The 24950-nt window shown below is 69.4% G+C and carries 28 protein-coding genes; 18 read left to right on the forward strand and 10 right to left on the reverse strand.

Translation table 11 applies throughout. The features are described from left to right. From B0W88_RS15240 to B0W88_RS15280, 9 genes are all read left to right on the forward strand, one after another. Positions 1 to 868, forward strand: an 868-nt coding sequence (locus tag B0W88_RS15240) for an acyl-CoA dehydrogenase family protein (RefSeq protein WP_077035502.1), incomplete at its 5' end; no start/stop codon positions are given. A gap of 18 nt (positions 869 to 886) precedes the next feature. Continuing rightward, positions 887 to 1264, forward strand: coding sequence for an IacB protein (locus B0W88_RS15245; RefSeq protein WP_077035503.1), 378 nt, complete (start codon positions 887 to 889; stop codon positions 1262 to 1264). Between the two features lie 8 nt (positions 1265 to 1272). Beyond that, positions 1273 to 1803 (forward strand): nuclear transport factor 2 family protein, encoded by a 531-nt coding sequence (locus tag B0W88_RS15250; protein WP_233151721.1) that lies wholly within the window; start codon positions 1273 to 1275, stop codon positions 1801 to 1803. After that, positions 1800 to 3065, forward strand: coding sequence for an aromatic ring-hydroxylating dioxygenase subunit alpha (locus B0W88_RS15255; RefSeq protein ID WP_077035505.1), 1266 nt, complete (start codon positions 1800 to 1802; stop codon positions 3063 to 3065). Before B0W88_RS15250 ends, B0W88_RS15255 begins: the two co-directional genes overlap by 4 nt. Continuing rightward, entirely contained in the window at positions 3041 to 3556 is a 516-nt protein-coding gene (locus tag B0W88_RS15260) for an aromatic-ring-hydroxylating dioxygenase subunit beta (RefSeq protein WP_233151722.1), read from the forward strand. Before B0W88_RS15255 ends, B0W88_RS15260 begins: the two co-directional genes overlap by 25 nt. Further along, positions 3553 to 4281, forward strand: a complete 729-nt coding sequence (locus B0W88_RS15265) for an SDR family NAD(P)-dependent oxidoreductase (RefSeq protein ID WP_077035506.1) — start codon at positions 3553 to 3555, stop codon at positions 4279 to 4281. Before B0W88_RS15260 ends, B0W88_RS15265 begins: the two co-directional genes overlap by 4 nt. Positions 4282 to 4297: 16 nt before the next feature. After that, positions 4298 to 5236, forward strand: a complete 939-nt coding sequence (locus B0W88_RS15270; RefSeq protein WP_077035507.1) for a PDR/VanB family oxidoreductase — start codon at positions 4298 to 4300, stop codon at positions 5234 to 5236. Between the two features lie 19 nt (positions 5237 to 5255). Continuing rightward, a complete protein-coding gene (locus B0W88_RS15275) occupies positions 5256 to 5759 on the forward strand; it encodes a flavin reductase (protein WP_077035508.1) in 504 nt (167 codons plus the stop codon). Then, positions 5756 to 6733 (forward strand): helix-turn-helix domain-containing protein, encoded by a 978-nt coding sequence (locus B0W88_RS15280; protein WP_077035509.1) that lies wholly within the window; start codon positions 5756 to 5758, stop codon positions 6731 to 6733. Before B0W88_RS15275 ends, B0W88_RS15280 begins: the two co-directional genes overlap by 4 nt. Positions 6734 to 6737: 4 nt before the next feature. Here B0W88_RS15280 and B0W88_RS15285 read toward each other — a convergent pair whose 3' ends face one another. Genes B0W88_RS15285 through B0W88_RS15295 form a run of 3 tightly spaced genes read right to left on the reverse strand, consistent with a single transcriptional unit; the run spans position 6738 to position 9118 of the window. Next, positions 6738 to 7673, reverse strand: a complete 936-nt coding sequence (locus B0W88_RS15285; protein WP_077035510.1) for a dioxygenase — start codon at positions 7671 to 7673, stop codon at positions 6738 to 6740. A 25-nt stretch (positions 7674 to 7698) separates the two neighbouring features. Next, on the reverse strand, positions 7699 to 7989 hold the full coding sequence (gene catC / locus B0W88_RS15290; RefSeq protein ID WP_077035511.1) for a muconolactone Delta-isomerase: 291 nt from the start codon (positions 7987 to 7989) through the stop codon (positions 7699 to 7701). A gap of 7 nt (positions 7990 to 7996) precedes the next feature. Continuing rightward, positions 7997 to 9118, reverse strand: a complete 1122-nt coding sequence (locus B0W88_RS15295) for a muconate/chloromuconate family cycloisomerase (protein ID WP_077035526.1) — start codon at positions 9116 to 9118, stop codon at positions 7997 to 7999. A gap of 249 nt (positions 9119 to 9367) precedes the next feature. On the opposite strand from B0W88_RS15295, the gene B0W88_RS15300 reads away from it, so the two are divergent. Beyond that, a complete protein-coding gene (locus B0W88_RS15300; RefSeq protein WP_077035512.1) occupies positions 9368 to 11263 on the forward strand; it encodes a phosphoenolpyruvate carboxykinase (GTP) in 1896 nt (631 codons plus the stop codon). 75 nt (positions 11264 to 11338) lie between these two features. Here the strand turns inward: B0W88_RS15300 and B0W88_RS15305 are convergent, their stop codons facing one another. Next, complete coding sequence (locus B0W88_RS15305; protein ID WP_077035513.1) at positions 11339 to 11572, reverse strand: hypothetical protein; 234 nt, start codon at positions 11570 to 11572, stop codon at positions 11339 to 11341. A gap of 145 nt (positions 11573 to 11717) precedes the next feature. Between B0W88_RS15305 and B0W88_RS15310 the strand changes: the two genes are divergently transcribed. Genes B0W88_RS15310 through B0W88_RS15320 form a run of 3 tightly spaced genes read left to right on the forward strand, consistent with a single transcriptional unit; the run spans position 11718 to position 14235 of the window. Further along, the gene (locus B0W88_RS15310; RefSeq protein ID WP_077035514.1) at positions 11718 to 12683 is read left to right on the forward strand and encodes a LysR family transcriptional regulator; all 966 of its coding nucleotides are present in this window, start codon (positions 11718 to 11720) and stop codon (positions 12681 to 12683) included. Further along, a complete protein-coding gene (locus B0W88_RS15315; RefSeq protein ID WP_077035515.1) occupies positions 12680 to 13462 on the forward strand; it encodes a YecA family protein in 783 nt (260 codons plus the stop codon). The genes B0W88_RS15310 and B0W88_RS15315 overlap by 4 nt, the downstream gene beginning before the upstream one ends. Positions 13463 to 13464: 2 nt before the next feature. Then, complete coding sequence (locus B0W88_RS15320) at positions 13465 to 14235, forward strand: metallophosphoesterase (protein ID WP_077035516.1); 771 nt, start codon at positions 13465 to 13467, stop codon at positions 14233 to 14235. 4 nt (positions 14236 to 14239) lie between these two features. Here the strand turns inward: B0W88_RS15320 and B0W88_RS33625 are convergent, their stop codons facing one another. Beyond that, positions 14240 to 14416, reverse strand: a complete 177-nt coding sequence (locus B0W88_RS33625) for a hypothetical protein (protein ID WP_158080863.1) — start codon at positions 14414 to 14416, stop codon at positions 14240 to 14242. A gap of 349 nt (positions 14417 to 14765) precedes the next feature. Between B0W88_RS33625 and B0W88_RS15325 the strand changes: the two genes are divergently transcribed. Continuing rightward, positions 14766 to 14996, forward strand: coding sequence for a hypothetical protein (locus tag B0W88_RS15325; protein WP_077035517.1), 231 nt, complete (start codon positions 14766 to 14768; stop codon positions 14994 to 14996). 21 nt (positions 14997 to 15017) lie between these two features. Here B0W88_RS15325 and B0W88_RS15330 read toward each other — a convergent pair whose 3' ends face one another. Then, positions 15018 to 15944 (reverse strand): LysR family transcriptional regulator ArgP, encoded by a 927-nt coding sequence (locus B0W88_RS15330; protein ID WP_077035518.1) that lies wholly within the window; start codon positions 15942 to 15944, stop codon positions 15018 to 15020. 98 nt (positions 15945 to 16042) lie between these two features. Between B0W88_RS15330 and B0W88_RS15335 the strand changes: the two genes are divergently transcribed. Beyond that, positions 16043 to 17332, forward strand: coding sequence for a D-amino acid dehydrogenase (locus B0W88_RS15335; RefSeq protein WP_077035519.1), 1290 nt, complete (start codon positions 16043 to 16045; stop codon positions 17330 to 17332). Positions 17333 to 17334: 2 nt separating this feature from the next. On the opposite strand, the gene B0W88_RS15340 is transcribed toward B0W88_RS15335, so the two are convergent. Beyond that, a complete protein-coding gene (locus B0W88_RS15340) occupies positions 17335 to 18237 on the reverse strand; it encodes a D-alanyl-D-alanine carboxypeptidase family protein (protein WP_158080864.1) in 903 nt (300 codons plus the stop codon). A 106-nt stretch (positions 18238 to 18343) separates the two neighbouring features. Here B0W88_RS15340 and B0W88_RS15345 point away from each other — a divergent pair, with 106 nt between their 5' ends. Next, the gene (locus B0W88_RS15345) at positions 18344 to 19648 is read left to right on the forward strand and encodes an Hsp70 family protein (protein WP_077035521.1); all 1305 of its coding nucleotides are present in this window, start codon (positions 18344 to 18346) and stop codon (positions 19646 to 19648) included. Positions 19649 to 19658: 10 nt separating this feature from the next. Here B0W88_RS15345 and B0W88_RS15350 read toward each other — a convergent pair whose 3' ends face one another. Next, a complete protein-coding gene (locus B0W88_RS15350; RefSeq protein ID WP_083748806.1) occupies positions 19659 to 20369 on the reverse strand; it encodes a YecA family protein in 711 nt (236 codons plus the stop codon). Between the two features lie 155 nt (positions 20370 to 20524). Next, on the reverse strand, positions 20525 to 21451 hold the full coding sequence (locus tag B0W88_RS15355) for a LysR family transcriptional regulator (protein ID WP_077035522.1): 927 nt from the start codon (positions 21449 to 21451) through the stop codon (positions 20525 to 20527). 96 nt (positions 21452 to 21547) lie between these two features. Between B0W88_RS15355 and B0W88_RS15360 the strand changes: the two genes are divergently transcribed. Further along, the gene (locus tag B0W88_RS15360; RefSeq protein WP_077035523.1) at positions 21548 to 23065 is read left to right on the forward strand and encodes a CoA-acylating methylmalonate-semialdehyde dehydrogenase; all 1518 of its coding nucleotides are present in this window, start codon (positions 21548 to 21550) and stop codon (positions 23063 to 23065) included. Between the two features lie 106 nt (positions 23066 to 23171). Further along, a complete protein-coding gene (locus B0W88_RS15365; protein WP_144006781.1) occupies positions 23172 to 24803 on the forward strand; it encodes a tetratricopeptide repeat-containing diguanylate cyclase in 1632 nt (543 codons plus the stop codon). On the opposite strand, the gene B0W88_RS15370 is transcribed toward B0W88_RS15365, so the two are convergent. After that, positions 24800 to 24934 carry a diguanylate cyclase domain-containing protein gene (locus B0W88_RS15370; protein WP_255378655.1) on the reverse strand — a complete coding sequence of 45 codons (135 nt, stop codon included), beginning with the start codon at positions 24932 to 24934 and terminating at the stop codon, positions 24800 to 24802. The genes B0W88_RS15365 and B0W88_RS15370 overlap by 4 nt on opposite strands. Positions 24935 to 24950 lie beyond the last annotated feature (16 nt).

Genomic DNA, 24950 nt, shown 5'->3' on the forward strand with positions numbered 1-24950 from the left:
GAACATGCCGCCCGCCACCTTCGCGCACATCTACCGCGCCTCGCCCGACCTGATCTTCGCCGGCGGCATGTTCCCGCCGCAGAAGGCGGCGCTGGTGGAAGGCGGCTACGAGGTCAGCGGCCGCTGGTCCTTCGCCAGCGGCTGCATGGCGGCGCAGCTGGTGGGCGTGGGCATCGTGCCGGTCGACGGCGACGGCAAACCGGGCCCGGGCCGCATGGCCGTGATGCCGCGCGCGCAGGCCCGCATCGACGAGAACTGGGATGTGTCCGGCATGGCCGGCACCGGCAGCCATGACCTGATCGTGGACCGCGCGCTGGTGCCCGAGGACTGGACCTTCGTGCGCGGCGGCCCCTCGCAGCGCGGCGAGGCGATCTTCCGCTACCCGACGCTGTCCTTCGCGGCGCAGGTGCTGGCGGTCGTCGGCCTCGGCATCGCGCGCGGCGCGATCGAGGAACTGCGCGACATGTCGGCCGGCCGCGTGTCGATCACCGGCGCGCCGCGCCTGGCCGACCGCCCGCTGGTGCAGCAGGAACTCGGCCGCGCCGAAGCGCAGCTGCGCGCCGCCCGCCACTTCTTCTACGACGCGATGGACGAGGCCTGGGAGACGCTGCAGCGCGGCGACGCCCCCACGCCGGAGCAGACCAGCCTGCTGCGCCTCTCGTCCACCCACGCCGCCCGCACCGGCGCCGAGGTGGCCCGGGCGGTGCAGATGCTCACCGGCATGACCGGCGTCTACGAGGCCAGCCCGATCTCCCAGCAGGTGCGCGACGCGCAGGTGCTGACGCAGCACGCCTTCATGGGCGACATCACGCTGCAGAACGCGGGCGCGATGTTGCTGGGGCAAGCCCCGCTCCCCGGCTATCTCTGATTCACAAGGACACGAACGATGAGCAACACCCAACACCCGCTGCGCACCCTCTTCTGCATCGGCATCAACCAGAACTTCTTCGACGCCGCGCCGGCCGAGGCCAAGGACGTCTGGCTCGCCTTCGGCCGCATGATGAACGGCATCGGCGAGCTGCCGGGCGTGCGCGTGATCGGCAATATGGACGACGACCAGGCGATGGTCGGCCCCTCCACCGCCTGGCCCTGGACCTGCTACTTGCTGGCCGACGTGCCGGACATCGCCACCGTCCACGCGGCCTGCAACCTGTTCCGCACCATCGTCGTCGGCGAGGGCCCGTACAAGCTCTGGAAGTACGCCCGCATCGAGGCCCGCACCGGCCGCGAGCTGGTCGTGCCGCCGGACCTGCTGAAGTCATGAGAACCACGGTGGCCCAACTCGAAGCGCGGCTGCGCCGCTTCGAGGACGCGGAGGCGATCCGCGCCTGCGTCCATCGCTACATGGCGCTGTGCGACCGGCTCGATGCCTCGACGCCGCTGGCCGAACTGCTCGACTGCTTCACCGCCGACGCGCTGTGGACCGGCAACGGCGCGCGCTACGCCGCCAGCTTCGGCGGCTACCAGGGCCGCGACGAGATCGGCGCGATGTTCCGCCGCTACATGAGCGAGCCCGCCCACTTCGCGATGAACGCGCACTTCCTCTGCAACGAGCAGATCGACGTGCAAGGCGACGCGGCAACAGCGAGCTGGCTGATGCTGCAGCCCTCCACCTTCGCCACCGGCGCCTCGCACCTGAACGCCGCGCGGCTGACGCTGGAGATGGCCCGCTGCGCCGAGGACGGCCCGTGGCGCATCGCCCGCTTCGAGACCGAGAACGTCTTCAGCCGCCCCGTCAGCCACTGGCACAGCGAAGCCGCCCTGCCCGTGCCTAACCCGCCAACCGAACTGACCACGCAATGAACGCCCCGATCAACTTCCACCGCCCCGTCCAGGACCTTGTCCGCGAGGACCGCGTCCACACCTCGCTCTACACCGACCCGCTGCTGTTCGAGCAGGAGATGGAGCGCATCTTCCGCAAGTGCTGGGTCTGGGTGGCCCACGCCAGCGAGCTGCCCGAGGCCGGCAGCTACAAGACGCACTGGGTCGGCCAGGAGCCGGTCATCGTCGTACGCGACCGCAAGCAGCAGGTCCACGTGCTGCTGAACCGCTGCCGCCACCGCGCCGCCACCGTCTGCGAGCACAAGAAGGGCAAGACCGCCAGCTTCGTCTGCCCGTACCACGGCTGGTCCTATGCGCTGGATGGCTCGCTGCGCGGCGTGCCCCATCCGGAGAGCTACGGCGAGTGCCTGGACAAGGGCGAGTTCCCGCTGGTGAGCCTGCGCACCGAGAGCTACAACGGGATGATCTTCGCCACCTTCGACGACCAGATCGCGCCGCTCGAAGAGTGGCTGGGCCCGGCCCGCAAGTGGATCGACCTGTTCATGAAGCAGGGCGCGGGCTACCCGGTCAAGGTGGCCGGCGAGCACCGCTTCAAGTTCCCCGGCAACTGGAAGATCCAGCTCGAGAACACCACCGACGCCTATCACTTCCCGCTGATCCACAAGAGTTTTCTCGGCTCGCTGGACGCGCAGACCGCGCGCATGCTGGACTTCGTCGGCGGCCCCGGCTATGTGGAAGACCTGGGCAAGGGCCACAGCGTGATGGTGATGATCCCCGAGCTGATCGACCTGGACGAGAAGCTCGACGAACCGATTCCCGAGCGCTTCGTCGAACTGGCCGAGCAGCTGCGCGCTGAAGGACACGAGGAGCCGCAGGTGCGCCGCATCGTGCGCGCCGTCGGCGGCACCGGCTTCAACCTGAACCTGTTCCCAAACGTGGCCTGCTCGATGGCCTTCTTCCGCGTGCTGCAGCCGGTGTCGGTCAGGGAGACCGAGATCCACCACGCCGCGATCGTGATGGACGGCGGCCCGGCCGCGGCGAACCAGGCGCGGTTGCGGCTGCACGAGCACTTCCAGGGCCCGATGGGCTTCGGCACGCCCGACGACTCCGAGGCCTGGGAGCGCGTGCAGAAGGGTGCCGGCGCCGGCCGCGACCTGTGGATCCTGCTGAACCGCGGGTTGCCCGGCGAGCGCGTGACCGAGGACGGCCGCGCCGGCGACGTGAGCGCCGAGACCGGCATGCGCGCCGCCTACCAGCAATGGCTGAAGTTGATGACTGCGTGATCGAGGACAAGATGGACACCGAACTGCTGAACAGCGCCACCGCCTTCATCTGGGCCGAGGCCGACATGCTGGACCACGCCGAGTACGCCGGCTGGCTGGAACTCTGGGATCCGAAGGGGCTGTACATCGTCCCCATCGATCCGCAAACGACCGACTTCGCCAACACGCTCAACTACGCCCACGACGACGCCGACATGCGTGCCAAGCGCGTGGCCCGGCTGGCCAGCGGCGACTCGGTCTCCACGCAGCCGCAGGCGCGCACGGTGCGCAATGTCTCGCGGCTGCGCGTGCTGAAGGACGAAGGCACGACCGTCACGATCCGCGGCGCGCAGGACCTGCGCGACTTCCGCAAGGACGGCTTCCATCAGCACACCGCCGACGTCACCTGGGAGTTGGCCCGCCACGGTGACGCCGGCTGGCGCATCCGCAGCAAGGTCGTGCGCCTGATCAACTCGGCGGACACGCTGAGCACGCTGGGGTACGTGCTGTGAGCGCCGACAAGCTGGCGCTGGTCACCGGCGCCGCTGCCGGCCTCGGCCAGCTGATCGCCGCGGAGCTGCATGCCGAGGGCTATCGCGTCGCGCTGGCGGATCGCGACGGCGCCGCCGTCTGGGCCGCGGCCGATGCGCTCGGCGAGCGGGCGATGGCGATCGAACTCGACGTGACGCGCAAAGCCGATTTCGTCGGCGTGCTCGCCAAGCTCGGCGCGGCGCCCGACGTCCTCGTCAACAACGCCGCGCTGACGCTCACCACGCCGGTCATGCAGATCGAGCCCGAGGAATTCTCCCGCGTGCTGGACGTCAACCTGCGCGGCACCTTCCTCGGCTGCCAGGTCTTCGGCCAGGCGATGGCCGCGGCCGGCCGCGGCCGCATCATCAACGTGGCCTCGCTGGCCGGGCAGAACGGCGGCACCGCCTCGGGCGCGCACTACGCCTCGTCCAAGGCCGGCATCCTGACGCTGACGAAGATCTTCGCGCGTGAACTGGCGGCGCGCGGCGTGACCGTCAACGCGGTGGCACCGGGCCCGCTGGACCTGCCCTCGGTCCGCGCCGCCGTGCCAGCCGAGCGGCTGGAGCAACTGGTGAAGAACATCCCCGTGCAGAAGCTGGGCAACCCACGCTTCATCGCCCGCCTCGTCGCCCTGCTCGCCAGCGAAGACGCCGACTCCGCCACGGGCGCCGCCTGGGACGTCAACGGCGGCATCTTCATGCGCTGAACGCAACAACACCATCATGACGCTGAATCTCATCGTTAGCCGCCGCCAGCTGCAGGGCCAGATCGCCGTGCTGGAACTGGCCGATCCGGCCGGATCGCCGCTGCCGGCCTTCAGCGCCGGCGCCCACGTGGACCTGCACCTGCCCGGCGGCGTGATCCGCCAGTACTCGCTGTGCGGCGATCCGCGCTCGCGGGCCAGCTACCGCCTGGGCGTGCTGCGCGACCCGGCCTCGCGGGGCGGCTCGCTGGCCGTGCACGAGGCCCTGCATGAAGGCGCGCGCCTGACCGTCAGCGCGCCGCGCAACCATTTCCCGCTGGTGGACGAAGCATCCTACAGCGTGCTGGTCGGCGGCGGCATCGGCATCACGCCGATGCTGGCGATGGCCTGGCAGCTGCATGCGGCCGGCAGGCCCTTCGAGCTGCGCTACTGCGCGCGCAGCCGCGAACACGCGGCCTTCCTCGACGAGCTGGCCGGCGCGCCCTGGGCGTCGCATGTGCACCTTCACCTGGCACAGCGCATGGACCCGATCGCCACGCTGAAGGCAGCGCCCGTCGGCAGCCATCTCTACGTCTGCGGGCCAGCCGGCTTCATGGACTGGATGCTCGATGCGGCCCGCAGCGCCGGCCTCGGCGACAAGCAGCTGCACAAGGAACACTTCGCGGCGCCGACCTGCGACACCAGCGCCGACACGGCCTTCGAGGTGATCGCACAGCGCAGCGGCAAGACGGTGACCGTCGCGGCGAACCAGACCCTGCTCGCCGCGCTGAAGACCATCGGCATCAAGGTCCCCGTCTCCTGCGAGGAAGGCGTCTGCGGCACCTGCTGCTGCACCGTGCTCGACGGCACCCCCGAGCACCGCGACGCCTACCTGACCGACGAGGAGCGCGAGGCGAACGACCAGATCATGGTCTGCTGCTCGCGCGCCCGCTCACCCCGCCTGGTCCTCGATCTCTGAAAGGCTGGAGATGAACCCCATGAGCCCCACGACGGCCGAATTCCGCGCCGGCCTCTCGCTGCTCCCCGGCGGCGTCACCGTGATCACCACCGACGGCCCGGAAGGACCGGCCGGCTTCACCGCCTCGGCCGTCTGCAGCGTCACCGACAGCCCGCCGACGGTGCTGGTCTGCATGAACCGCAGCTCCTTCGCGCATCGCTTCTTTGCCGGCAACGGCGCGCTGTGCGTCAACGTGCTGAGCGCCGAGCAGCAAGACCTGTCGGCCATGTTCGCCAACCGCGAGATCACGATGGCCGAGCGCTTCCAGCGCTGCCCCTGGCAGCGCCTGGCCACCGGCGCGCCGGCACTCGACGGCGCGCTGGTGAACCTGGACGGCCAGATCGTCGCCACCCACGAGGTGGGCACGCACAGCGTCTTCATCGTCGAGCTGCGCCAGGTCCGCAGCCGCGACACGCAAGACCTGGCCCCCGGCCTCGTCTACTTCAACCGCGGCTATCACGCGCTGGATCGGTCTCACGCATGAACACCCACCATCCCGCGCCGCTCTGCCTGGTCCGCCACACCCGCGCCAGCGACATCGACGAACACGTCGAGCAGCTGACCGACTGGACCATGCGCTACGACCAGCTCGACTACGGCCGCTTCGACGGCCGCTTCACCGACATCCGCTGGCCCGGCCTGCAGCTGTTCGCCGAGTCGACGACGCGCCGCATCCGCCAGCGCGGCGACCTGCCCGAGGGCACCACCAGCGTGGCGCTGCTGTGGGACGAGCAGGCGCGCGGCGAGATCGCCGTCAACGGCATCCGCGTCGGCAGCGATGCGTTGATGGTCTGCGAGGCCGCCGAGATCGACATCTGCACGCCGACCGACTGCACGCTGGTGGGCCTGGTGGTCGAGACCGAGCTGCTGCGTGATGCGTCGCAGGGGCTGCCGATGGCGGTCGACCCCGGCGAGCTGCTGACCTTGCGCCCGCCGCCGGGCCTGCTGCGGCGCTGGCGCATGCAATTGGTGGAGACCGTGCAGACCTTGGCCACGCGGCCGGAACTGCTGGCCGACGAGCGCGCCCGCGCGCTGATGCAGGACGAGCTGCTGCAAGGCCTGGTCCAGGCGCTGGCCAGCGCCGGCGACGAGGCCGTGATCCGCGCCGACCAGCGCAAGCGCGTCGTCGACCGCGCCTGCGAGCTGATGCTCTCGCGGCTGGAGGATCCGCCGACACTGGCCGAGGTCTGCCAGCGCGTCGGCGCCAGCCCGCGCAAGCTCGCCTACTGCTTCCAGGACCAGTTGGGCGTGAGCCCGGCGCGCTATGCCAAGTCGGTGCGGCTCAATGCGGTGCGCCGCGAGCTGGCCCGTTCGCGCCAGGGCGCCGACTGCGTCTACGACGTGGCCGCGCGCTGGGGCTTCTGGCACTTCGGGCATTTCTCGTCGGACTACAAGCGGCAGTTCGAGGAACTGCCTTCAGAAACCTTGCGACGAGCCCGCGAGCCCGTCGCAGCATGATGAATCAGCCGACCGCGCGGGCCATCCGGGCCAGCGGCTTCGATTCTTCTTCGTCGCGCGCCACCTGCATCGTGAAGTCGAACTGCACGCGGGTGAACGGCGCGCTGATGCCCAGCGACTCGTAGCCCGCAGCCGGCGTGCCCGGCTCCAGCGTGACCACCAGCCCGTCGCGCGTGGCGAAGGCGAAGTCATCGTCGATGAAGGTGTCGCCGGGCAGGTTGACCTGCGTCGTCAGCACGCGCTGGCCCGGCGCGGCGATCAGGAAGTGGATGTGGGCGGGGCGGTTGCCGTGGCGGCCGAGGGCCTGGAACAGCTCGGCCGTCGGGCCCACCGGCGGGATCTCGTAGCCCGGCGGCAGGTAGCTGCGGAAGCGGTAGCGCCCCTGCGCGTCGGTCTCGATACGGCGGCGCAGCGCGAACTCCTTCTGGTCCGGGTCGAAGTGGGAATAGCGGCCCTTCTCGTTGGCATGCCAGACGTCGACCAGCGCACCGGCCACCGGCCGGCCCTGCGCGTCGCGCACCACGCCTTCCATCACCATGACCTCGCCGGGGATCTGCTCGCCTTCTTCGTCGACGCGCGCCTCGTAGCGGCTCAGCGGGGCGCCGGCGATGTAGAGCGGGCCTTCGATCGCGCGGGGCGTGCCGGTGGCACGGCCGGCGGCGCGGTCGGCCTCGTCGTCGCGGATGTCCAGCAGGCGATCGAAGCCGAGGCCGGCGGTGATCAGGCCCATCTGGCCGCTGGCGCCCAGGCGCGAGAGCCAGTCGCTGGCGGCCCAGAATTCGTCGGCGCTGACGTCGAGATCGTCGATCGCGCGGAACAGGTCGCCGACGATGCGGGCGGTGATCGTGCGCACGCGATCGCTGCCGGCATCGCCGGAGCGGCGGCGGCTGTTGACGCGCTCCAGCAGCTGCTGGAGGGTGAATTCGTTCTTCTGGCTCATCGTGTTGTCTCCGGGGTGGTTCTGTCTAGCGGTCGTCGTCATGGATCGAAGAGACATGCCGGCACAGCGGCTGCACCTCGATCTCCATGTAGGGGAACAGCGGCAGGCGCGACAGCGTGTCGTGCAGCTCGGCGGGGCTGGCGACGTCGAACACGCTGACGTTGGCGTAGCGGCCGGCGATGCGCCACAGGTGGCGCCATTTGCCTTCGTGTTGCAGGGCCTGCGCCATCGCGCGCTCGCGGGCCTTCAGTTCATCGGCGCGGGCCTCGGGCAGGTCGTGGGGCAGGCGCACGGTCATCTGGACGTGGAAGAGCATGGCGGGGTCAGTCCTTGCGTCGGTAGAAGTCCAGCCTGTCCTCGTCCAGTTGCAGGCCCAGGCCGGGCTTGTCGGAGAGGTGCAGCTCGAAGTCGCGGAAGTCCGGGCGCTCCAGCACCACGTCCTCCTTCAGCAGCAGCGGGCCGAACAGCTCGGTGCCCCAGCGCAGCTGCGGCAGCGTGGCGAAGACATGGGCGGCGGCGATGCTGCCGACGCTGCCTTCGAGCAAGGTGCCGCCGTACAGGCCCAGGCCCGCGGCATCGCCGACCGCCGCCGCGCGCAGCGTGGCCATCAGGCCGCCGGACTTGGAGATCTTCAGCGCGAGCACATCGGCGGCGGCGGATTGCGCGATCTCCAGCGCATCTTCTGGTCCGTCGATGGATTCGTCGGCCATGATCGGCACATCGAAGCGCGCGGCCAGTCGCGCCATCGCGGCCTTCTGACGGCGGGGCACCGGCTGCTCGACCAGGCCCACGCCAGCTGCCTCCAGCTGCGCGATGGCACGCGTGGCCGTCGCCTCGTCCCAGGCCTGATTGACGTCGACGGTGACCAGGATGTCGTCGCCCAGCGCCTTCTTGATGCGCGCCACGTGGGCGATATTGGCCTGCGGCTCGCCGCGGCCGATCTTCAGCTTGAACACGCGGTGGCGGCGCGCCTCGATCAGGCCCTGAGCCTCCTCGATATCGCGCCCGCTGTCGCCGCTGGCCAGCGTCCACAAGACCGGCAGCGAGCGGCGCACCGCACCGCCCAGCAGCGCATGCAGCGGCTGTTTCAGGCGCCGGCCGAGCGCGTCGAACAGCGCCGTCTCGATCGCCGACTTCGCATAGGACTGGCCCTGCACCTGCTTCGCCACGAGCGCCATCGCCGCATTGATGTTGCCGGCGTCCTGTCCGATCAGCAGCGGCGCGATGTAGCGGTCGATCGCCAGCTTCACGCCCTCGGGGCTCTGCTCGCCATAGGCGAGGCCGCCGATGCTGCACGCTTCGCCGAGGCCTTCGATGCCGTCGCTGCAGCGCAGGCGCACGATCACCAGCGTCTGGTGGCTCATCGTCGTCATCGCGAGCTGGTGGGCGCGGATCGTCGGCAGGTCGACGAGCAGGGCCTCTATCGATTGGATGGTCTGTGGCATGGCCACGACTGTCGCGGCCCCATCGCCCCCAGCGTTATCCACTTTGCGCAATCCATCTGCGCATCCGGGGCCGCCCAGCTGTTCCACCGCATAGGGTTATTCCGGTTCTGCATAACCCCGCTCAATTCAGCGGTTACGGCGTGATTACATTGGCTTGAAAATGGCGCGAATCCCACGCGGCATTGGGCCAGGCCCGTCAAGCCACGAGCCTGACCCAATCCCGCTTTCATGTAATCAAAGGAAACTCCGATGAACCGTCCCGTGATGGAAGGCCTGCGCCTGAACACACCCGCCTACGTCAAGCATGCCCGGCTGATCGCCTGGGTCGCCGAGGTCGCCGCGCTGACCGAGGCCCGCGAGGTCTACTGGTGCGACGGCAGCGAGGAAGAGTACGACCGCCTGTGCCAGCAGCTGGTGGACGGCGGCACCTTCAAGAAGCTGAACCCCGAGCTGCGCCCGAACAGCTATCTCGCCTGCTCGGACCCGAGCGACGTGGCCCGCGTGGAAGACCGCACCTTCATCTGCACCGCCGACAAGGCCGACGCCGGCCCGACCAACAACTGGGTGCCGCCGGCCGAGATGCGCGCGCTGCTGCAGACCGGCAAGGCTGATGGAACTCCCGCGCTGTTCCGCGGCGCCATGCGCGGCCGCACGCTGTACGTCGTGCCCTTCAGCATGGGCCCGCTGGGCTCGCCGATCGCGCACATCGGCGTGGAGCTGTCCGACAGCCCCTACGTGGCCGTCAACATGCGGATCATGACCCGCATGGGCCGCAAGGTGCTGGACGTGCTGGGCGACGACGGCGAGTTCGTGCCCTGCGTGCACACCGTCGGCGCGCCGCTGGAAGCCGGCCAGGCCGACGTCAAGTGGCCCTGCAACAAGACCAAGTACATCGTCCACTACCCCGAGACGCGCGAGATCTGGTCCTACGGCTCCGGCTACGGCGGCAATGCGCTGTTGGGCAAGAAGTGCTTCGCGCTGCGCATCGCGTCGACGATGGGCCGCAAGGAAGGCTGGCTGGCCGAGCACATGCTGATCCTGGGTGTCACCTCGCCCGAGGGCAGGAAGTACCACGTCGCCGCCGCCTTCCCCTCGGCCTGCGGCAAGACCAACTTCTCGATGCTGGTGCCGCCCGCCGGCTTCGAGGGCTGGAAGGTCACGACGATCGGCGATGACATCGCCTGGATCAAGCCGGGCAAGGACGGCCGCCTGTACGCGATCAACCCCGAGGCGGGCTATTTCGGCGTCGCCCCCGGCACCAACCTGACGACCAACCCGAACTGCCTGAAGAGCCTGACCCGCGACGTGATCTTCACCAACGTGGCGCTGACCGACGATGGCGACGTCTGGTGGGAAGGCCTGGAAGACGACGTGCCGGGCAAGCAGAAGCCCGCCCACCTGATCGACTGGCAGGGCAAGGACTGGACGCCCGAGATCGCCAAGGCCACCGGCGCCAAGGCCGCCCACCCGAACTCGCGCTTCACCGTCGCCGCCACCAACAACCCGGCGCTGGACCCGGCCTGGGACGATCCGGCCGGCGTGCCGATCGACGCCTTCATCTTCGGCGGCCGCCGCTCGACCACGGTGCCGCTGGTGACCGAAGGCCGCAACTGGGTGGAAGGCGTGTACATGGCCGCCACCATGGGCTCGGAGACCACGGCCGCGATCGTCGGCCAGGTCGGCGTGGTGCGCCGCGACCCGTTCGCGATGCTGGCCTTCGCCGGCTACAACATGGCCGACTACGTCCAGCACTGGCTGGACCTGGGCAAGCAGTTGGAAGCCGCCGGCGCCACGCTGCCGCGCATCTTCACCACCAACTGGTTCCGCAAGGGCGATGACGGCAAGTTCGTCTGGCCCGGCTACGGCGAGAACATGCGCGTGCTGAAGTGGATGATCGACCGTATCGAAGGCAAGGGCCAAGGCCAGGACAACGCCTTCGGCATCACGCCGGAGTACGCCGACCTGAACTGGGACGGCCTGGCCTTCACGCCCGAGCAGTTCGCCACCGTCACCGGCATCGACAAGGCCGCCTGGGCCGCCGAGTTGGGCCTGCACGGCGAGTTGTTCGCCCAACTGGCCGAGCGCCTGCCGGCCGAGCTGCCCGCGACCAAGGCCAAGATCGAAGCGCGCCTGGCCGCGCTGTAAGCAAGCAAGCGGCGAAAGCCGCAAAGCAAAAAGCCCGCTGAAGCAGCGGGCTTTTTTATTGCTGAAATCGACCGATCAGCGGCGGGTGTTGGCAGCGCGAAGTTCGGCGGCGAACGAGGGCATGCTCTTCTCGTATTGAGCGGCCAGGGCCAGCAGTTCGCGCTCGGCGCGGGCTTCGGCGTTGGCGGCCAGGCGAGCCTGGATCGAGCGGATCATGCGGCCCCAGACGCGGGCACCGATGACGAAGAAGGAAGTGTTGCTGGCACCGCGGTTCAGCGGCAGACCAAAAGTTTGAGTTGCGACGCTCATGGCTGTGTCCTTGGGTGGTTAAGTGGTTCTTTTGGAACCGACGGAACGAATTATGGGGTAAACCCTAGACATGATGAAAATGAATTGTTTGAATCTTTCATATAAATGATTCATATTTCATGGCCTGCGAGGAGATGACAACCCGATGAAGTTCCGCCACCTGGACCTGAACCTGCTGAAGGTGTTCGACGCGCTGATGGCCGAGCGCAACCTGACGCGCACGGCGGAGCGCCTGTCGATGACGCAGCCGGCCGTCAGCCACGCGCTGAAGCGGCTGCGCGAGTCGCTGGGCGAGGAGCTGTTCGTGCGCCAGGCCTTCGGCATGAAGCCGACGACGCATGCCGAGGAGCTGTGGCCCGAGGTGCGGGGCATCCTGGCGCGGCTGGAGGCGCTGTTCGACCCTGCCGAATACCGGCCCGCCGAGCAGGAGCACACCTTCCGCCTGGCCATGGCCGACGCCACCGCGGCGATGCTGCTGCCGCCGCTGGTGGCGCAGCTGGAGGAATTGAAGGCGCTGGCGAACGTGCACGTGCTGCCGCTGACCACCCGCGACCCGCGCGCCATGCTGGAGCACGGGGACACCGACTTCGCGCTGGGTTATTTCCCCGGCGTCACCGCGGCGCTGCAGATGCAGGGCGCGGCGCCGCTGATCCGCCAGCACCGCCTCTACGAGAGCCAGTACGTCTGCGTGATGCGCAAGGATCATCCGCTGGCCGATGGCGAGCTGACGCTGGACAAGTTCTGCGCGGCGCACCACCTGCTGGTCAGCTTTTCCGGCCGCGCCCACGGCTTCGTGGACGAGGCACTGGCTGCGCTGCAGCGCAAGCGCCGCGTGGTGCTGACCGTCAACCAGTTCTTCACCGCCGGCCGCATCGTCGCCCGCTCCGACCTGCTGACCGTGCTGCCCGCCACCTTCGTCGAGGCCACCGGCTACCGCGACAAGCTGATCGAGAAGCCGCTGCCGATGAGCCTGCATACGGTCGAGGTGGACATGCTCTGGCACCTGCGCAGCGAGGGCCGCGGGCCTGAGAAATGGATGCGGGAACGCCTGGTCGAGGCGGCCCGGCGCGCCAAGGTCTCGACGGCATTAGCGGCGACAATCCCGGGATGAGCACCACACGCAACACCGACCTCACCGATGCCGAGTTCGCCGAACTCGACGAACTGCTGGCCACCACGCCCGCCCCGCTGCAGCCGCTGGACGCCTCGATGCTGGACGGCTACCTCTGCGGCGTGCTGGTCCAGCCCCGCCTGATCGAGATCGACGAGTGGCTGCCCAATATCTTCGACTACGACGGCGGCCTGCTGCCCGAAGCGGGTGTCGACGCGGCCTGGCTGGCGCGCATCCGCGAGCTGGTCGAGCGCCGGCACACCGCGCTGAACCGCCAGCTGGTCGAAGACGGCTGGTTCGACCCGGTCGTGCTGGACCTGGAAGGTGGCGAGGAAGAGGGCGCCGAGCAGCCGAAGCCCGAGAACGAAGACGCCGAGCAGGCCGCCGCCCGCGCGACCTACGAGGGCATGAGCCTGATCTCGCGCACGCTGATGCCCTGGGTGGCCGGCTTCCAGCATGCCAACCTCTGCTTCCCGGACCTGAACGAAGTGGACGACGAGGCCGTCATGGCCGCGATGGCGCGGCTGTACCGCCACCTCCCGGCCGAGACCGACGAGGAAAAGGAAATCGTCGCCACGCTGGACCGCGAGTACCCGCTGAAGGACCTGGACGACGCGATCGAGGAACTGGTCGTGAGCGTCGCCGACCTGTGCGACCTGACCGAACAGCAGCGCTACGCCGTGGAGACCATCCGACGGGCCGAGCCCAAGCTGGGCCGCAACGACCCCTGCCATTGCGGTTCCGGCCGCAAGTACAAGCAGTGCCACGGCGCTAACTGAGGATGCTGCTGCAGCTGCTCTCGGACCTCCACCTGGAGACCGAGGACTACGACCCCGAGCCCGCACCCGGCGCCGAGCTGCTGGTGCTGGCCGGCGACGTGGACAGCGGCTGGACCGGTCTGCAGCGCTTCCGGGACTGGCCGGTACCGGTGCTCTACGTGCCCGGCAACCATGAGTACGACCGACGCGACATCGACGAGGCCCGCGCCGGCCTGCACCGGCTGGCCGGCGAACTGGGTTTCGTCACGCTGGACGACGCGGCCTGCATCCGCACCGATGCCCAGGGCCGCCGCGTGCGCTTCCTGGGCAGCACCCGCTGGAGCGACTTCGATGCCTTCGGCACCCAGCACCGCGACCGTGCGATGCGGGCTGCGGGCTATTTCCAGCGCGTGATGGCCTCGACGCGGCACGGCCGGCCCTTCGACGCGGCCGCCGTGCGCGACGAGGCGCTGCGCTGCCGCGAATGGCTGGCCGCCGAACTGGGACGCGGTGAAAATGGGCCGGATTGGGACGCGACAGTCGCCATCACCCACTTCGCGCCCAGCCTGCGCAGCGCGGATCCGCGCTATGGGCGCCAGCCGGGCACGGCCAGCTTCTGCAATGCCGATGACGACTTGCTCGCCGGCGCCCGGCTGTGGCTGCACGGCCATCTGCACTGCCAGTTCGACTATCGGGTCGGCGGCACGCGCGTCGTCTGCAACGCCCGCGGCCACCAGCGCAGGGGTGAGGCGGAACGGTTTCAGCCGCGCTTGCGGCTGGAGGTCTTCGAGTAGCCGCTCAGGAGCGGCGGTTCAGCCAGGCCAGCGGCGACGCATCGGCAGCGGCGCCCGACGCGGCGGCCACCTGCCGGGATTCGAGTTCGTACTCGCCGGCGCTGCTCTGGAAATCCATCGGCTCCAGGCTCGCCTCCATCCCGAAGGCGGTGCCCAGGTCAGCTGGGTCCGGTTCTTGCAACTGCGAGGCTTGACGACGGAAGAAGCGCAAAGACGGTGCGAATCTCATACGAACCTCACGGGGTTGACTCGCGGCGACACGACTGCCTCGCCTTAGATCAAGTGTCCACGAATGTGAGGACGCCGAATCCCCTGAAGTCGGTGGAAATACCGGGGGAGTTGGTAAAAAAACACGTGATGTAAGTTCGTGTATCTCTTGCAAATGACCCAAAAAAGTCATGAGGGTCAAGTAGGATACTAGTGATAACCCGCCGCCAAGGTAGGCGGGGCCTTTCAATCCGACCAGACCGGACCTGAGCTGGTACTCAGCAGCAGGCCCACAGGGAGTTGGGTCGTCGTCGAAATCGCACATGAACGAAGCAATCCTGAAGTGGCTCGCCTCGAGCACGATCGGCCTGGTGGTCTGCGGATCCCTGTTGCTGGCCGGCACGATCCAGCTGGAAAACCTGCGGCATCGGCCGCTGGTCGGTCGCGCGCACGCGGCTCCGGCGCGCCAGGATCTCAGCGTGGCGACGGCCACAGCGCCGGTGGCTCGACCGGCCCCGGCCAGCGTCGTTTTTACGTCGCTGTCGCTGAACTGATACTGACGCCAGCGCTCCACCTCATCCGAGCGCCTGCTTCGCCCCCGCGGCCAGGGCGTGGCCGATCTGGTCCAGCAGGGCCGCGCGCGGCGGCGCGCTGACCTGGTCTGCCATCAGCTTCCACTGGTGCCAGTACAGCGCCACGTCGATGCTCAGCTCCGGTCGCAGCGCCACCAGCTGCCCGCTCTCGATCAAGGGCCGCAGCTGCAGCTCAGGCGCCACGCCCACGCCCCATCCCATGCAGGCCGCCCGCACATAGGCCTCGCTGGAAGGCACATAGCGCTCCATCAGCCGTGGCGCACGCACGCCGAAGGCCTTCGTCACCCACAGCGCCTGGCTGTCGTCCTTGCGGTTGAAGACCAGGAAAGGCGTGCTGCTGAAGTTCCCTGCATCGAGCCCGCGCGGCAGGCGCTCGCGCATGAAGGCCGGGCTGGCGACCGCAACGTAGCGCATCACCCCCAGCGGCGTCACGGTGCAGCCGCGCAGCGCCTGCCTGACGGTGCTGACGCAGCCGAGCACCTCGCCCTGGCGCAGCCATTCGTGGGTGAAGTCCTGGTCGTCGACGATCAGTTCCAGGCCGAAACCCTCCTTCAGCCCCGCCTGCACCACAGGGTCCAGCGCCGGCGGCACCCAGGTGGCAAGGCTGTCGGCATTGACGGCGATCGGAATGCGCTCGTTCGGCGCCGTGCGAGCCCCGAGCTCGCGCGCCACGTCGGTGCGCAACGCCTGCAGCTGGCGCGCGAAGCGCAGCAGCACCTTGCCGGCCTCGGTGAGTCGCAACGGGCGCGAGCGCACGACCAGCAGCTGGCCGACCTGCGCCTCCAGGCTGCGCAGCCGCTGCGAGACGGCGCTCTGCGTCACCGACAGGCGCTGGGCGGCGCGCTCGAAGCTGCGTTCGTCAGCCAGCGCGGCCAGGCAATCCAGGCCGGCGGAATCCAGGTCTTTCATAAGAATCACTAATGAAGTCGCTGAAATATTAATCGACCTTCATACTTTCGATGGCGCTCGCGACAATTCCCGGTTACCCCGGAGAAGGAATCCAAGCTATGAAGATCGTCGTCCTCGGCGCCGGCATCATCGGCATCAGCACCGCCTGGTATCTGCTGGAGCAGGGCCATGAGGTCACCGTCGTCGACCGCCAGCCCGACGCCGCCCTGGAGACCAGCTTCGCCAACGGCGCCCAGATCTCGGTCTGCTTCTGCGAGCCCTGGGCCAATGCCGGCGCGCCGTTCAAGGTCGCCAAGTGGCTGCTGCGCGACGACTCGCCGCTGCTGTTCCGCCCGCGCCTGGACATCGCCCAGTGGCGCTACGGCCTGGCCTTCCTGGGCCAGTGCACGACGAAGGCCTTCGAGCGCAACGTGGAAGAGCTGGTGCAGCTGGGCCGCTACAGCCACGAGTCGCTGAAGGCGCTGGTGACGCAGACCGGCATCGAATACAACCGCCTGGAGAAGGGCATCCTGCACTTCTTCTCCAGCCAGGCCGATTTCGACAACGGCGTGGTCGCCGCCGAGATCATGAAGAGCCATGGCGTCGACCGCCGCATCCTCGACCACGACGAGGTGCTGAAGGTCGAGCCGGCGCTGGCCAATTTCCAGGGCCGCATCTACGGCGGCACCTATACGCCCAGCGACGAATCCGGCGATGCGCGCGTGTTCACGCAGAAGCTGGCGCGCCTGTGCGCCGAGCGCGGCGCCACCTTCCTCTACGAGCACGACATCCTGCAACTCGCGCGCGCCGGCCAGGGCATCGAGGCGGTGCAGGTCGCCGACAGCCGCACCGGGCAGAAGAAGACGCTCAAGGCCGACGCCTTCGTCGCCGCAATGGGCTCCTACACGCCGGCGCTGGCCAGGCAGGTCGGCGAGTTCCTGAACATCTATCCGGCCAAGGGCTACTCGGCCACGCTGAAGCTCAAGAAGCCCGAGGCGGCCAGCGTCGTCAGCCTGCTGGACGACACCCGCAAGATCGCGATCTCGCGCCTGGGCGACAGCATCCGCATCGCCGGCACGGCCGAGCTCAGCGGCTTCGACCTGCGCCTGGACACGCCCACCGCCAAGGTGCGCTGCGACGCGCTGGTCAAGCGCTACGAGGAGTTGTTCCCGGGCGTGGCCGACCTGTCCGAGCGCAACTACTGGACCGGCCTGCGGCCGAGCACGCCCAGCAACATCCCCTACATCGGCCGCAGCAGGAAGGCGTCGAACCTGTGGATCAACGCCGGCCACGGCACGCTGGGCTGGACCCACGGCGCCGGCTCCGGCCACGCGCTGGCGGAGCTGATGGCGGGCCGCCGGCCGGCCATCGACTTCGACTTCTACGGGGACGTGCCGGGCAAGGCCTGACCCTAGATCAGCCGCGCCAGGGTCTGCCTGATCTTCGCGGCATCACGCAGGCGCTGTGCGGAGCCGTCCGCATCCAGCAGCACCACCGTGTAGTTGCGGTCGGCCGCGCGCATGCGCATCGTCAGGCAGCGGCCGGCCTCCTCGGTATAGCCGGTCTTGGAGAGCAGGATGTCCCAGCCCTTGCCGCCCACCAGGCGGTTGGTGTTGTGGACCTCGCGCATGCGGCCGCTGACCGGCAGCTGGGTGCTCTTCAGGCTGGTGATGCGCTCGATGTCGGGGTACTTGGCGGCGGCCTGGACGATGCGGGCCATCTCGCTGGCCGTCGAGGTGTTCTGCGGGGACAGGCCCGTCGGGTCGGCCAGCGCGGTATGCGTCAGGCCGAGGCTGCGGATCTTGGCCTGCATCGCCAGCTCGAAGGCCGGCATGCCACCCGGGAAGGTGCGGGCCAGTGCGGCGGCGGCGCGATTCTCGGAGTTCATCAGCGCCAGCTTCAAGGCGTCGAGCCGCGACATCTCGGCGCCCACGCGCAGCCGCGAGGCGCTGTGCTTGAGCGTGTCGACGTCGTCGCGGTCAATGGTCAGCGCAGCCTGCGGATCGAGCTTCGCGTCGAGGACCACCATCGCCGTCATCAGCTTGGTCAGCGAGGCGATCGGCACGACCGTGTCGGCGTCCTTGGACAGCACGATCTTGCCGCTGCCTTCCTCGATGACCAGCGCATGGCGCGCGTTGACGCGCAGGCGCTGGAGCTCCTTGACGGCCTCCTCGGGGCTCAGCGTCGGCTGTTGTTGTTGCTGTTGATGCTGGGCCGGGCGCGCCACATGGCCATGCTGGCGCGCCTGCGCCGGCTGCAGCAGGAGGAACGAAGACGCGCACAGCGCGACGGCAAATCTGATCGGAAAAGACACCATGTAATCTTCAAGTTATGGCCCGCTGCGGTCGCGGGTCCGAACGACAGGGAACATTGTCCCAGCAGAACCTACAATCCGCGGCCCTTTTGAGCACCTGGCCGTCATGAATCGCCCCACGCCCTGCGCCATCGACTTCGGCACGTCGAACTCCGCCATCGCCATCGCCAAAGCAGACGGCGCCATGCGCCTGGTCGAGCTGGAAAACGGCCAGACCACGATGCCGACGGCGGTGTTCTATTTCGCCGAGGGCAAGCACGATGCCGACGGCCCGCCGCGCGCCTTCGGCCGCGCCGCCGTGAAGGCCTACGTGGACGGCCACGACGGGCGCCTGATGCGCTCGATGAAGAGCATCCTCGGCTCCAGCCTGATCGACCAGACCACCGACGTCGGCGGCGGCCGCGGCGCGCGCTACTTCGACATCCTGGCCGGCTACCTGAAGAAGCTGCGCCAGACGGCCCAGGCCGCCGCGCCCGGCGCCGCGCTGGACCAGCTGGTGCTGGGCCGGCCGGTGTTCTTCGTCGACGGCGAGCCGGAGCGCGACCGCGCCGCCCAGGCTTCGCTGGAAGCGGCCGCGCGGGCGGTCGGCTTCACCGACGTGCATTTCCAGTTCGAGCCGATCGCGGCCGCCTTCGACTACGAGAGCGGCATCGACCGCGAGCGCATCGTGCTGGTGGCCGACATCGGCGGCGGCACCTCGGACTTCTCGGTGGTGCGCGTCGGCCCGCAGCGGCGCGAGCGGCTGGACCGCCGTGACGACATCCTCGCCAACCACGGCGTGCACATCGCCGGCACCGACTTCGACCGCCACATCGAGCTGAACGGCATCCTGGCCGAGTTCGGCTACCGCTCCTTCGGCCCCGAGCGGGGCGACGGCAGCCCGCCGCGCGAGGTGCCCAGCGCGGTCTACTTCGACCTCGCCACCTGGCACCTGATCAACACCGTCTACAGCCCGGGCCGCATGCACGAATTGCGGCAGATGAAGCCCTTCTACGGCAATCCGGTCCACCACCGGCGGCTGATGACGGTGGTGGAGGACCGGCTGGGCCACGAGCTGGCCGCGCGGGCGGAAGGCGCCAAGATCGCCGTCTCGGGCGGCGGCGACACGGTGATCGACCTGTCGCTGGTCGAGCCCGGCCTGGTGGTGGGCTTGAGCGAGAGCGTCGCGCTGCAGGCGCTGGAGCGCGACGTGGACAGCATCGTCCGGGCCGGCCAGGAGACCGTGGCGCAGGCCGGGCTGAAGCCGGAGCAGATCGACGCGCTCTACTTCACCGGCGGCTCCACCGGCCTGCGGCTGCTGTCCGAGCGCATCGCCGCAGGCTTCCCCGCAGCCACGCAGGTGCGCGGCGACCGCTTCGCCTCGGTGGCGACCGGCCTGGGCCTGCACGCGGCCCGGCTGTTCGCCCGATAAAGGAAAAGGCCTAACGCCGACGTCGAGCGGCGCCGGCCGGCACCCGCCGCGGCGACGGCTCGGTGGACTTCAGCGGCCGGGTGATGTCGGCCAGCAGCAGCGTCGAGCGCACCAGGCTCTCCACCGCCTCGGCCACGTCGGCCGGCGGCTCCAGCGTCTCGATTTCCTCGAGCAGGTCGTCCGCATCTTCGAGATCGTCCGGGTCCAGGTGCATGAACAGGCTGGCCAGCGGCTCCAGCAGGTCGGCGGCGTCTTCCTTCATCAGCTCGGGGAAGAGCTCGGTGGCCAGCGCGAAGCCGGCCACCCAGGGCAGCACCACCTCGGAGGGCTCGGCGTCCTCGTCCAGCTCGAACACCAGCGGGTCGAACCACTGGCGTTCGGCGATCGCCTGGTTCAGCTCGGCATAGCGGCGCTTGACCAGGGCGAGCAGCGGCCGGTTGTCATAGCTGTCGGGCGGGTTGCGGCCCTCCTCGGCATCGAGGACATGCCGGGTCCAGCGGAAGGACTGGACCGGCTTGGGCTGCAGCAGCACGCCGCAGAGATAGCCGTCCAGCATGCTGACGTCCAGCGCTTCCAGCGGCTTGGGCACCTCGTCCAGCAGGGCCTGCAATTGCTCGACTTCGTCGTCGTCCAGCGGCTGCAGCGGGGCCTTGGCGGGAGCGGCCGCGCGAGGCGGCGAGGCAGCGGCGGGGCGGCGGCGGGGCGGCTTGGGAGGATTCATGGGCGCTATTGTCGGTCGCGCTTGGCGAGGGTGATTTTTCCCTCCGCTTGGGGATGCATTTCTACGGGTCTACCACTACAGTGACCACTCCCAACGACGTCCTTTCGAGGACTTCCAACGCTCCACCGGCCCGCCGGCGGGGCGTTTTTTTTGCCTCATCGAAATCCCCGTCCCAACTGCGACTTCAGGTGCTCGATCAACAGGCGCAAGGGCCGTGGCGTCGCGCTGCTCCAGCGGTGGATCGCATAGATCGCATCGCCGAAGAAGCCCACCGGCCGCCAGTCGGGCAGGACCTCCACCAGCCGCGCCTCGCGCAGCGCCGAAGCGGCGCTGAAGTCGGGCAGCAGCGCCAGGCCCAGGCCGTCCAGCGCGGCATCGCGCAGCAGCTCGCTGTTGCCGGCGCTCAGCGGCCCGGCTACCGGCACCCGTAGCCGCTGCTCGCCCTGCTCGAACAGCCATAACGGCGAGCCCGAGCGGAGGTAGGGCAGGCAGGCATGGCGGGCCAGTTCGTCCGGATGGGCCGGCGTGCCGTGGCGCTCCAGGTAGCCCGGGCTGGCCACCAGCAGCGAGCGCGAGGCGCACAGGCGCTGGGCCACGAGGCCGTCCGGCGGCGCGCTGGTGTGGCGGATCGCCAGGTCGAAGCCCTCCTGCGTCAGCGGCACCAGCCGGTCGCTCAGGTCCAGCTCGATGCGGATCTGCGGATGGTGCTGGAAGAAGCCGGCCAGCAGCGGCCCCAGGTGCTGGCGCCCCAGCGCCACCGGCGCGGTCACGCGCAGCAGGCCGCGCGGCTGCCCCGCGGCGTCGCGGGTGGCGCCCAGTGCATCGGTGATGCGGGCGAAGCTCGGCGAGGTCTCCTCGACCAGTTGCCGGCCGGCCTCGGTCAGGCGCACCGAGCGGGTCGTGCGCGCCACCAGGGTCTGGCCCATCGCCCGCTCCAGCTCGGCGATGCGCTGGCTCACCGCGGCCTTGGACAGCCCCAGGCGCTGCGCCGCCCGCGTGAAGCTGCCCAGCTGGGCGATCACGGTCAGCGCATGCAGCTGGCCCCAGAGCAGCTCGTGGCGGAATTCGGGCGTCGTCGTCATTGTTCAGATTATTGAACAATCAAATCGCCAGGAGCCGATTGGCAGCGCCCGCATCGCTGCCTAGACTGGCTGCAACGCAAGACAAGGACCCGAGCCATGAGCACCTCTGCCTACACCAGCACCACCGACATCACCCACTTCATCGGCGGCAAGCCGCATCCGGCCAGTTCGGGCCGCAGCCAGGCGGTGTACAACCCGGCCACCGGCCAGGTGGCGCGCCAGCTGCAGCTCGCCAGCGTGGAAGACGTGAACGCCGCCGTGGCCTCGGCGCTGGCTGCCTTCCCGGCCTGGGCCGACGCCCCGCCGCTGCGCCGCGCCCGCGTGATGCAGAACTTCCTGGTGCTGCTGAACCAGCACAAGGACGAGCTGGCCGCGATGATCACCGCCGAGCACGGCAAGGTGTTCAGCGACGCCCAGGGCGAGGTGATGCGCGGCATCGACGTGGTGGAGTTCGCCTGCGGCGTGCCGCAGCTGCTCAAGGGCGACTACACCGAGCAGGTCGCAACGGGCATCGACAACTGGACGATGCGCCAGCCGCTGGGCGTCGTGGCCGGCATCACGCCCTTCAACTTCCCCTTCATGGTGCCGATGTGGATGGCACCGGTCGCCATCGCCACCGGCAACGCCTTCATCCTCAAGCCCAGCGAGCGCGACCCGTCGCCCAGCCTGTTCGTCGCCGAGCTGTTCAAGAAGGCCGGCCTGCCGGACGGCATCTTCAGCGTCGTGCAGGGCGACAAGCTGGCCGTCGATGCGCTGCTGCACCACCCGGACGTCAAGGCGATCTCCTTCGTCGGCTCCACGCCGATCGCGCAGTACATCTACGAGACCGGCGCGAAGAACGGCAAGCGCGTGCAGGCGCTGGGCGGCGCCAAGAACCACATGGTCGTGATGCCCGACGCCGACGTGGACCAGGCGGTCGACGGCCTGATCGGCGCCGCCTACGGCTCGGCAGGCGAGCGCTGCATGGCCATCTCGGTGGCGGTGCTGGTCGGCGATATCGCGGACAGGATCATCCCCAAGCTGGCCGAGCGGGCGAAGACGCTGAAGATCCGCAACGGCATGGAGCCGGATGCCGAGATGGGCCCGATCGTCACCCGCGAGGCGCGCGAACGGATCGAGAACTACATCGGCATCGGCGTCGAGGAAGGTGCGAAGCTGGTCGTCGACGGCCGTGGCCATCAGGTAACGGGTTATGAGAGCGGCTTCTTCACCGGCGGCACGCTGTTCGACCACGTCACCCCGCAGATGCGCATCTACAAGGAAGAGATCTTCGGCCCGGTGCTGGCCTGCGTGCGCGTGCCCGACTTCGCTGCCGCCGTGAAGCTGGTCAACGAGCACGAGTACGGCAACGGCGTCGCCTGCTACACCAGCGACGGCAACGTCGCCCGCGAGTTCTCCCGGCGCATCCAGGTGGGCATGGTCGGCATCAACGTGCCGATCCCGGTGCCGATGGCCTGGCACGGCTTCGGCGGCTGGAAGAGGAGCCTGTTCGGCGACATGCATGCCTACGGCGAGGAGGGCGTGCGTTTCTATACCAAGCAGAAGAGCGTCATGCAGCGCTGGCCCGCCAGCATGGGCAAGGGCGCCGAGTTCGCCATGCCCACGAGCAAGTAGCCGCCCGGAAAATTTGTTGCCCAATCGGCACGCCCCTGCATTCCGAGGGCTCGCAACCCCCAGTCTGATCGGCTAGATTGGCGGCTCTTCCAGAGGCGCCGGCAAGATGCGAGACACGTTCAGCAGCATGGGGCAGCAGGGCCGGCAGATTGCCGAGGGGCTTGAACAGGCCCGGAGCCTGGGCGACGGCGACCTGCCGCTGGGCATCGCGCTGGCCCGCCAGGCCTGGGACGAGGCCGTCGAGCAGGGCTATGTCGAGGAGCAACTGGAGGCCGGGCGGCTGCTGTCGCGCTTCCACATGCGCCGCGGCGAGCTCAGCGAGATGCTGCAGGTCGCCCAGCAGCTGCTGCCGCTGCAGCGCGCCCAGGGCGCCAGCACCCCGCTGTGCCACCTGCTGCGCACGATGGCGCTGGGCGCCGCCGAGCTGGGTGATTTCGAGACCGCCCTGGCCTGCGCCAACGAGAACATGGCCGCCGCCCGCGAGCTGGGCGACCCGCGCCTGGTCAGCGTCGCGCTGAACGCCATCGGCGCCTGCTTCGAGCGCATGGGCGATCCCTGGCAGGCCGTGCGCCTGATGAACGAGGCCACGGCCCTGCTCGGCGGGCAGGCCACCGACTACGAGCTGATGGTGGCGCAGAACAACCTCGCCACGGTCGCCCTGGGCACCTACCACCTGCTCAACCACAGCGGCCACGAGCGCGAGTGCAAGGAGGCGCTGCAGCGCGCGCTGGACCATGCGCTGCAGGCCCGGCCGCATGCGCTGGCCCTGGCCGACCCCTATCCGCTGGCGCTCACCGACGGCAACCGCGGCGAGGTGCTGATGCACCTGGGCCGCCTCGACGAGGCCGAGGACCTGCTGCTCTCCGCCCTCGAGGTGGACCGCCAGTGCGGCTACCTGGCGCTGAGCTGGCGGGTGCGCTGCTCGCTGGCCGAGCTGGCGCTCAAGCGCGGCCACCTGGCCGAGGCACTGGCCGACCTGCAGGCGCTGCTGCACGAGACCCAGGGCCGCGACCTCGGCGGCACCACGCTGATGCGGCTGCAGCAGGCCAGCTACCGTGCGCACAAGGCGCTGGGCCATGGCGAGGCGGCGCTGCTGCACTTGGAGCAGGTGCAGTTCCTGGAGCACCGGCGCGGCGTCGCGCAGCTGATGGCGCAGGCGCGCTTCTTCGTCAGCCGGCTGGAGGCCGAGCAGAGCTGCGGTGGCGCCGGCGCCGAGTCTGCCACCGTGATGCGCGCCCAGGTCGACGACGACGAACTGCTGCGCGACCCGCTGACCGGCCTGGGCAACCGCCGCTGCATGGAATCCCGCATGCCGGCGCTGATGCGGGCCGCCGAGCGGGGCGAGGCGCCGCTGACGCTGGCGCTGATCGACGTCGACCGCCTCGCCGCCATCAACGCCGAGCACGGCACCGCCGTGGGCGACCGGGTGCTGCAGGCGCTGGCCCAGATGCTCAAGGACAACACCCGCGGCCGCGACCTGCTGCTGCGCTGGAGCGGCGAGGAGATCCTCGTCGTGCTGCCCGACACCATCCCCGACCGCGCCTTCGAGGTCTGCGAGCGGCTGCGCCAGGCGGTCGAGGGCTGCCGCTGGAGCGAGCTCTCGCCGGGCCTGGACGTCACGCTGAGCATCGGCCTGGCCAACGCCCCGCCCTATGCCACCGACCTGCTGATCGCCCGCGCCCACAGCGCGATGGAGCGGGCGAAGCACCTGGGGCGCAACCTGGTCGCGCTGGCTTAGCTGCCGTCCGCCTGCACCACATTCCGGCCCTGCGCCTTGGCCCTGTAAAGCGCCCGGTCCGCGCGGCGCAGCACTGCGTCCGCGCTCTCGTCCTCCGCCAGCGCCTCGGCGATGCCGAAGCTGGCCGTCAGCGGCCAGGGCCGGCCC

It is taken from the genome of Pelomonas sp. KK5 (genome assembly GCF_001984095.1).
GTDB lineage: Bacteria > Pseudomonadota > Gammaproteobacteria > Burkholderiales > Burkholderiaceae_C > KK5.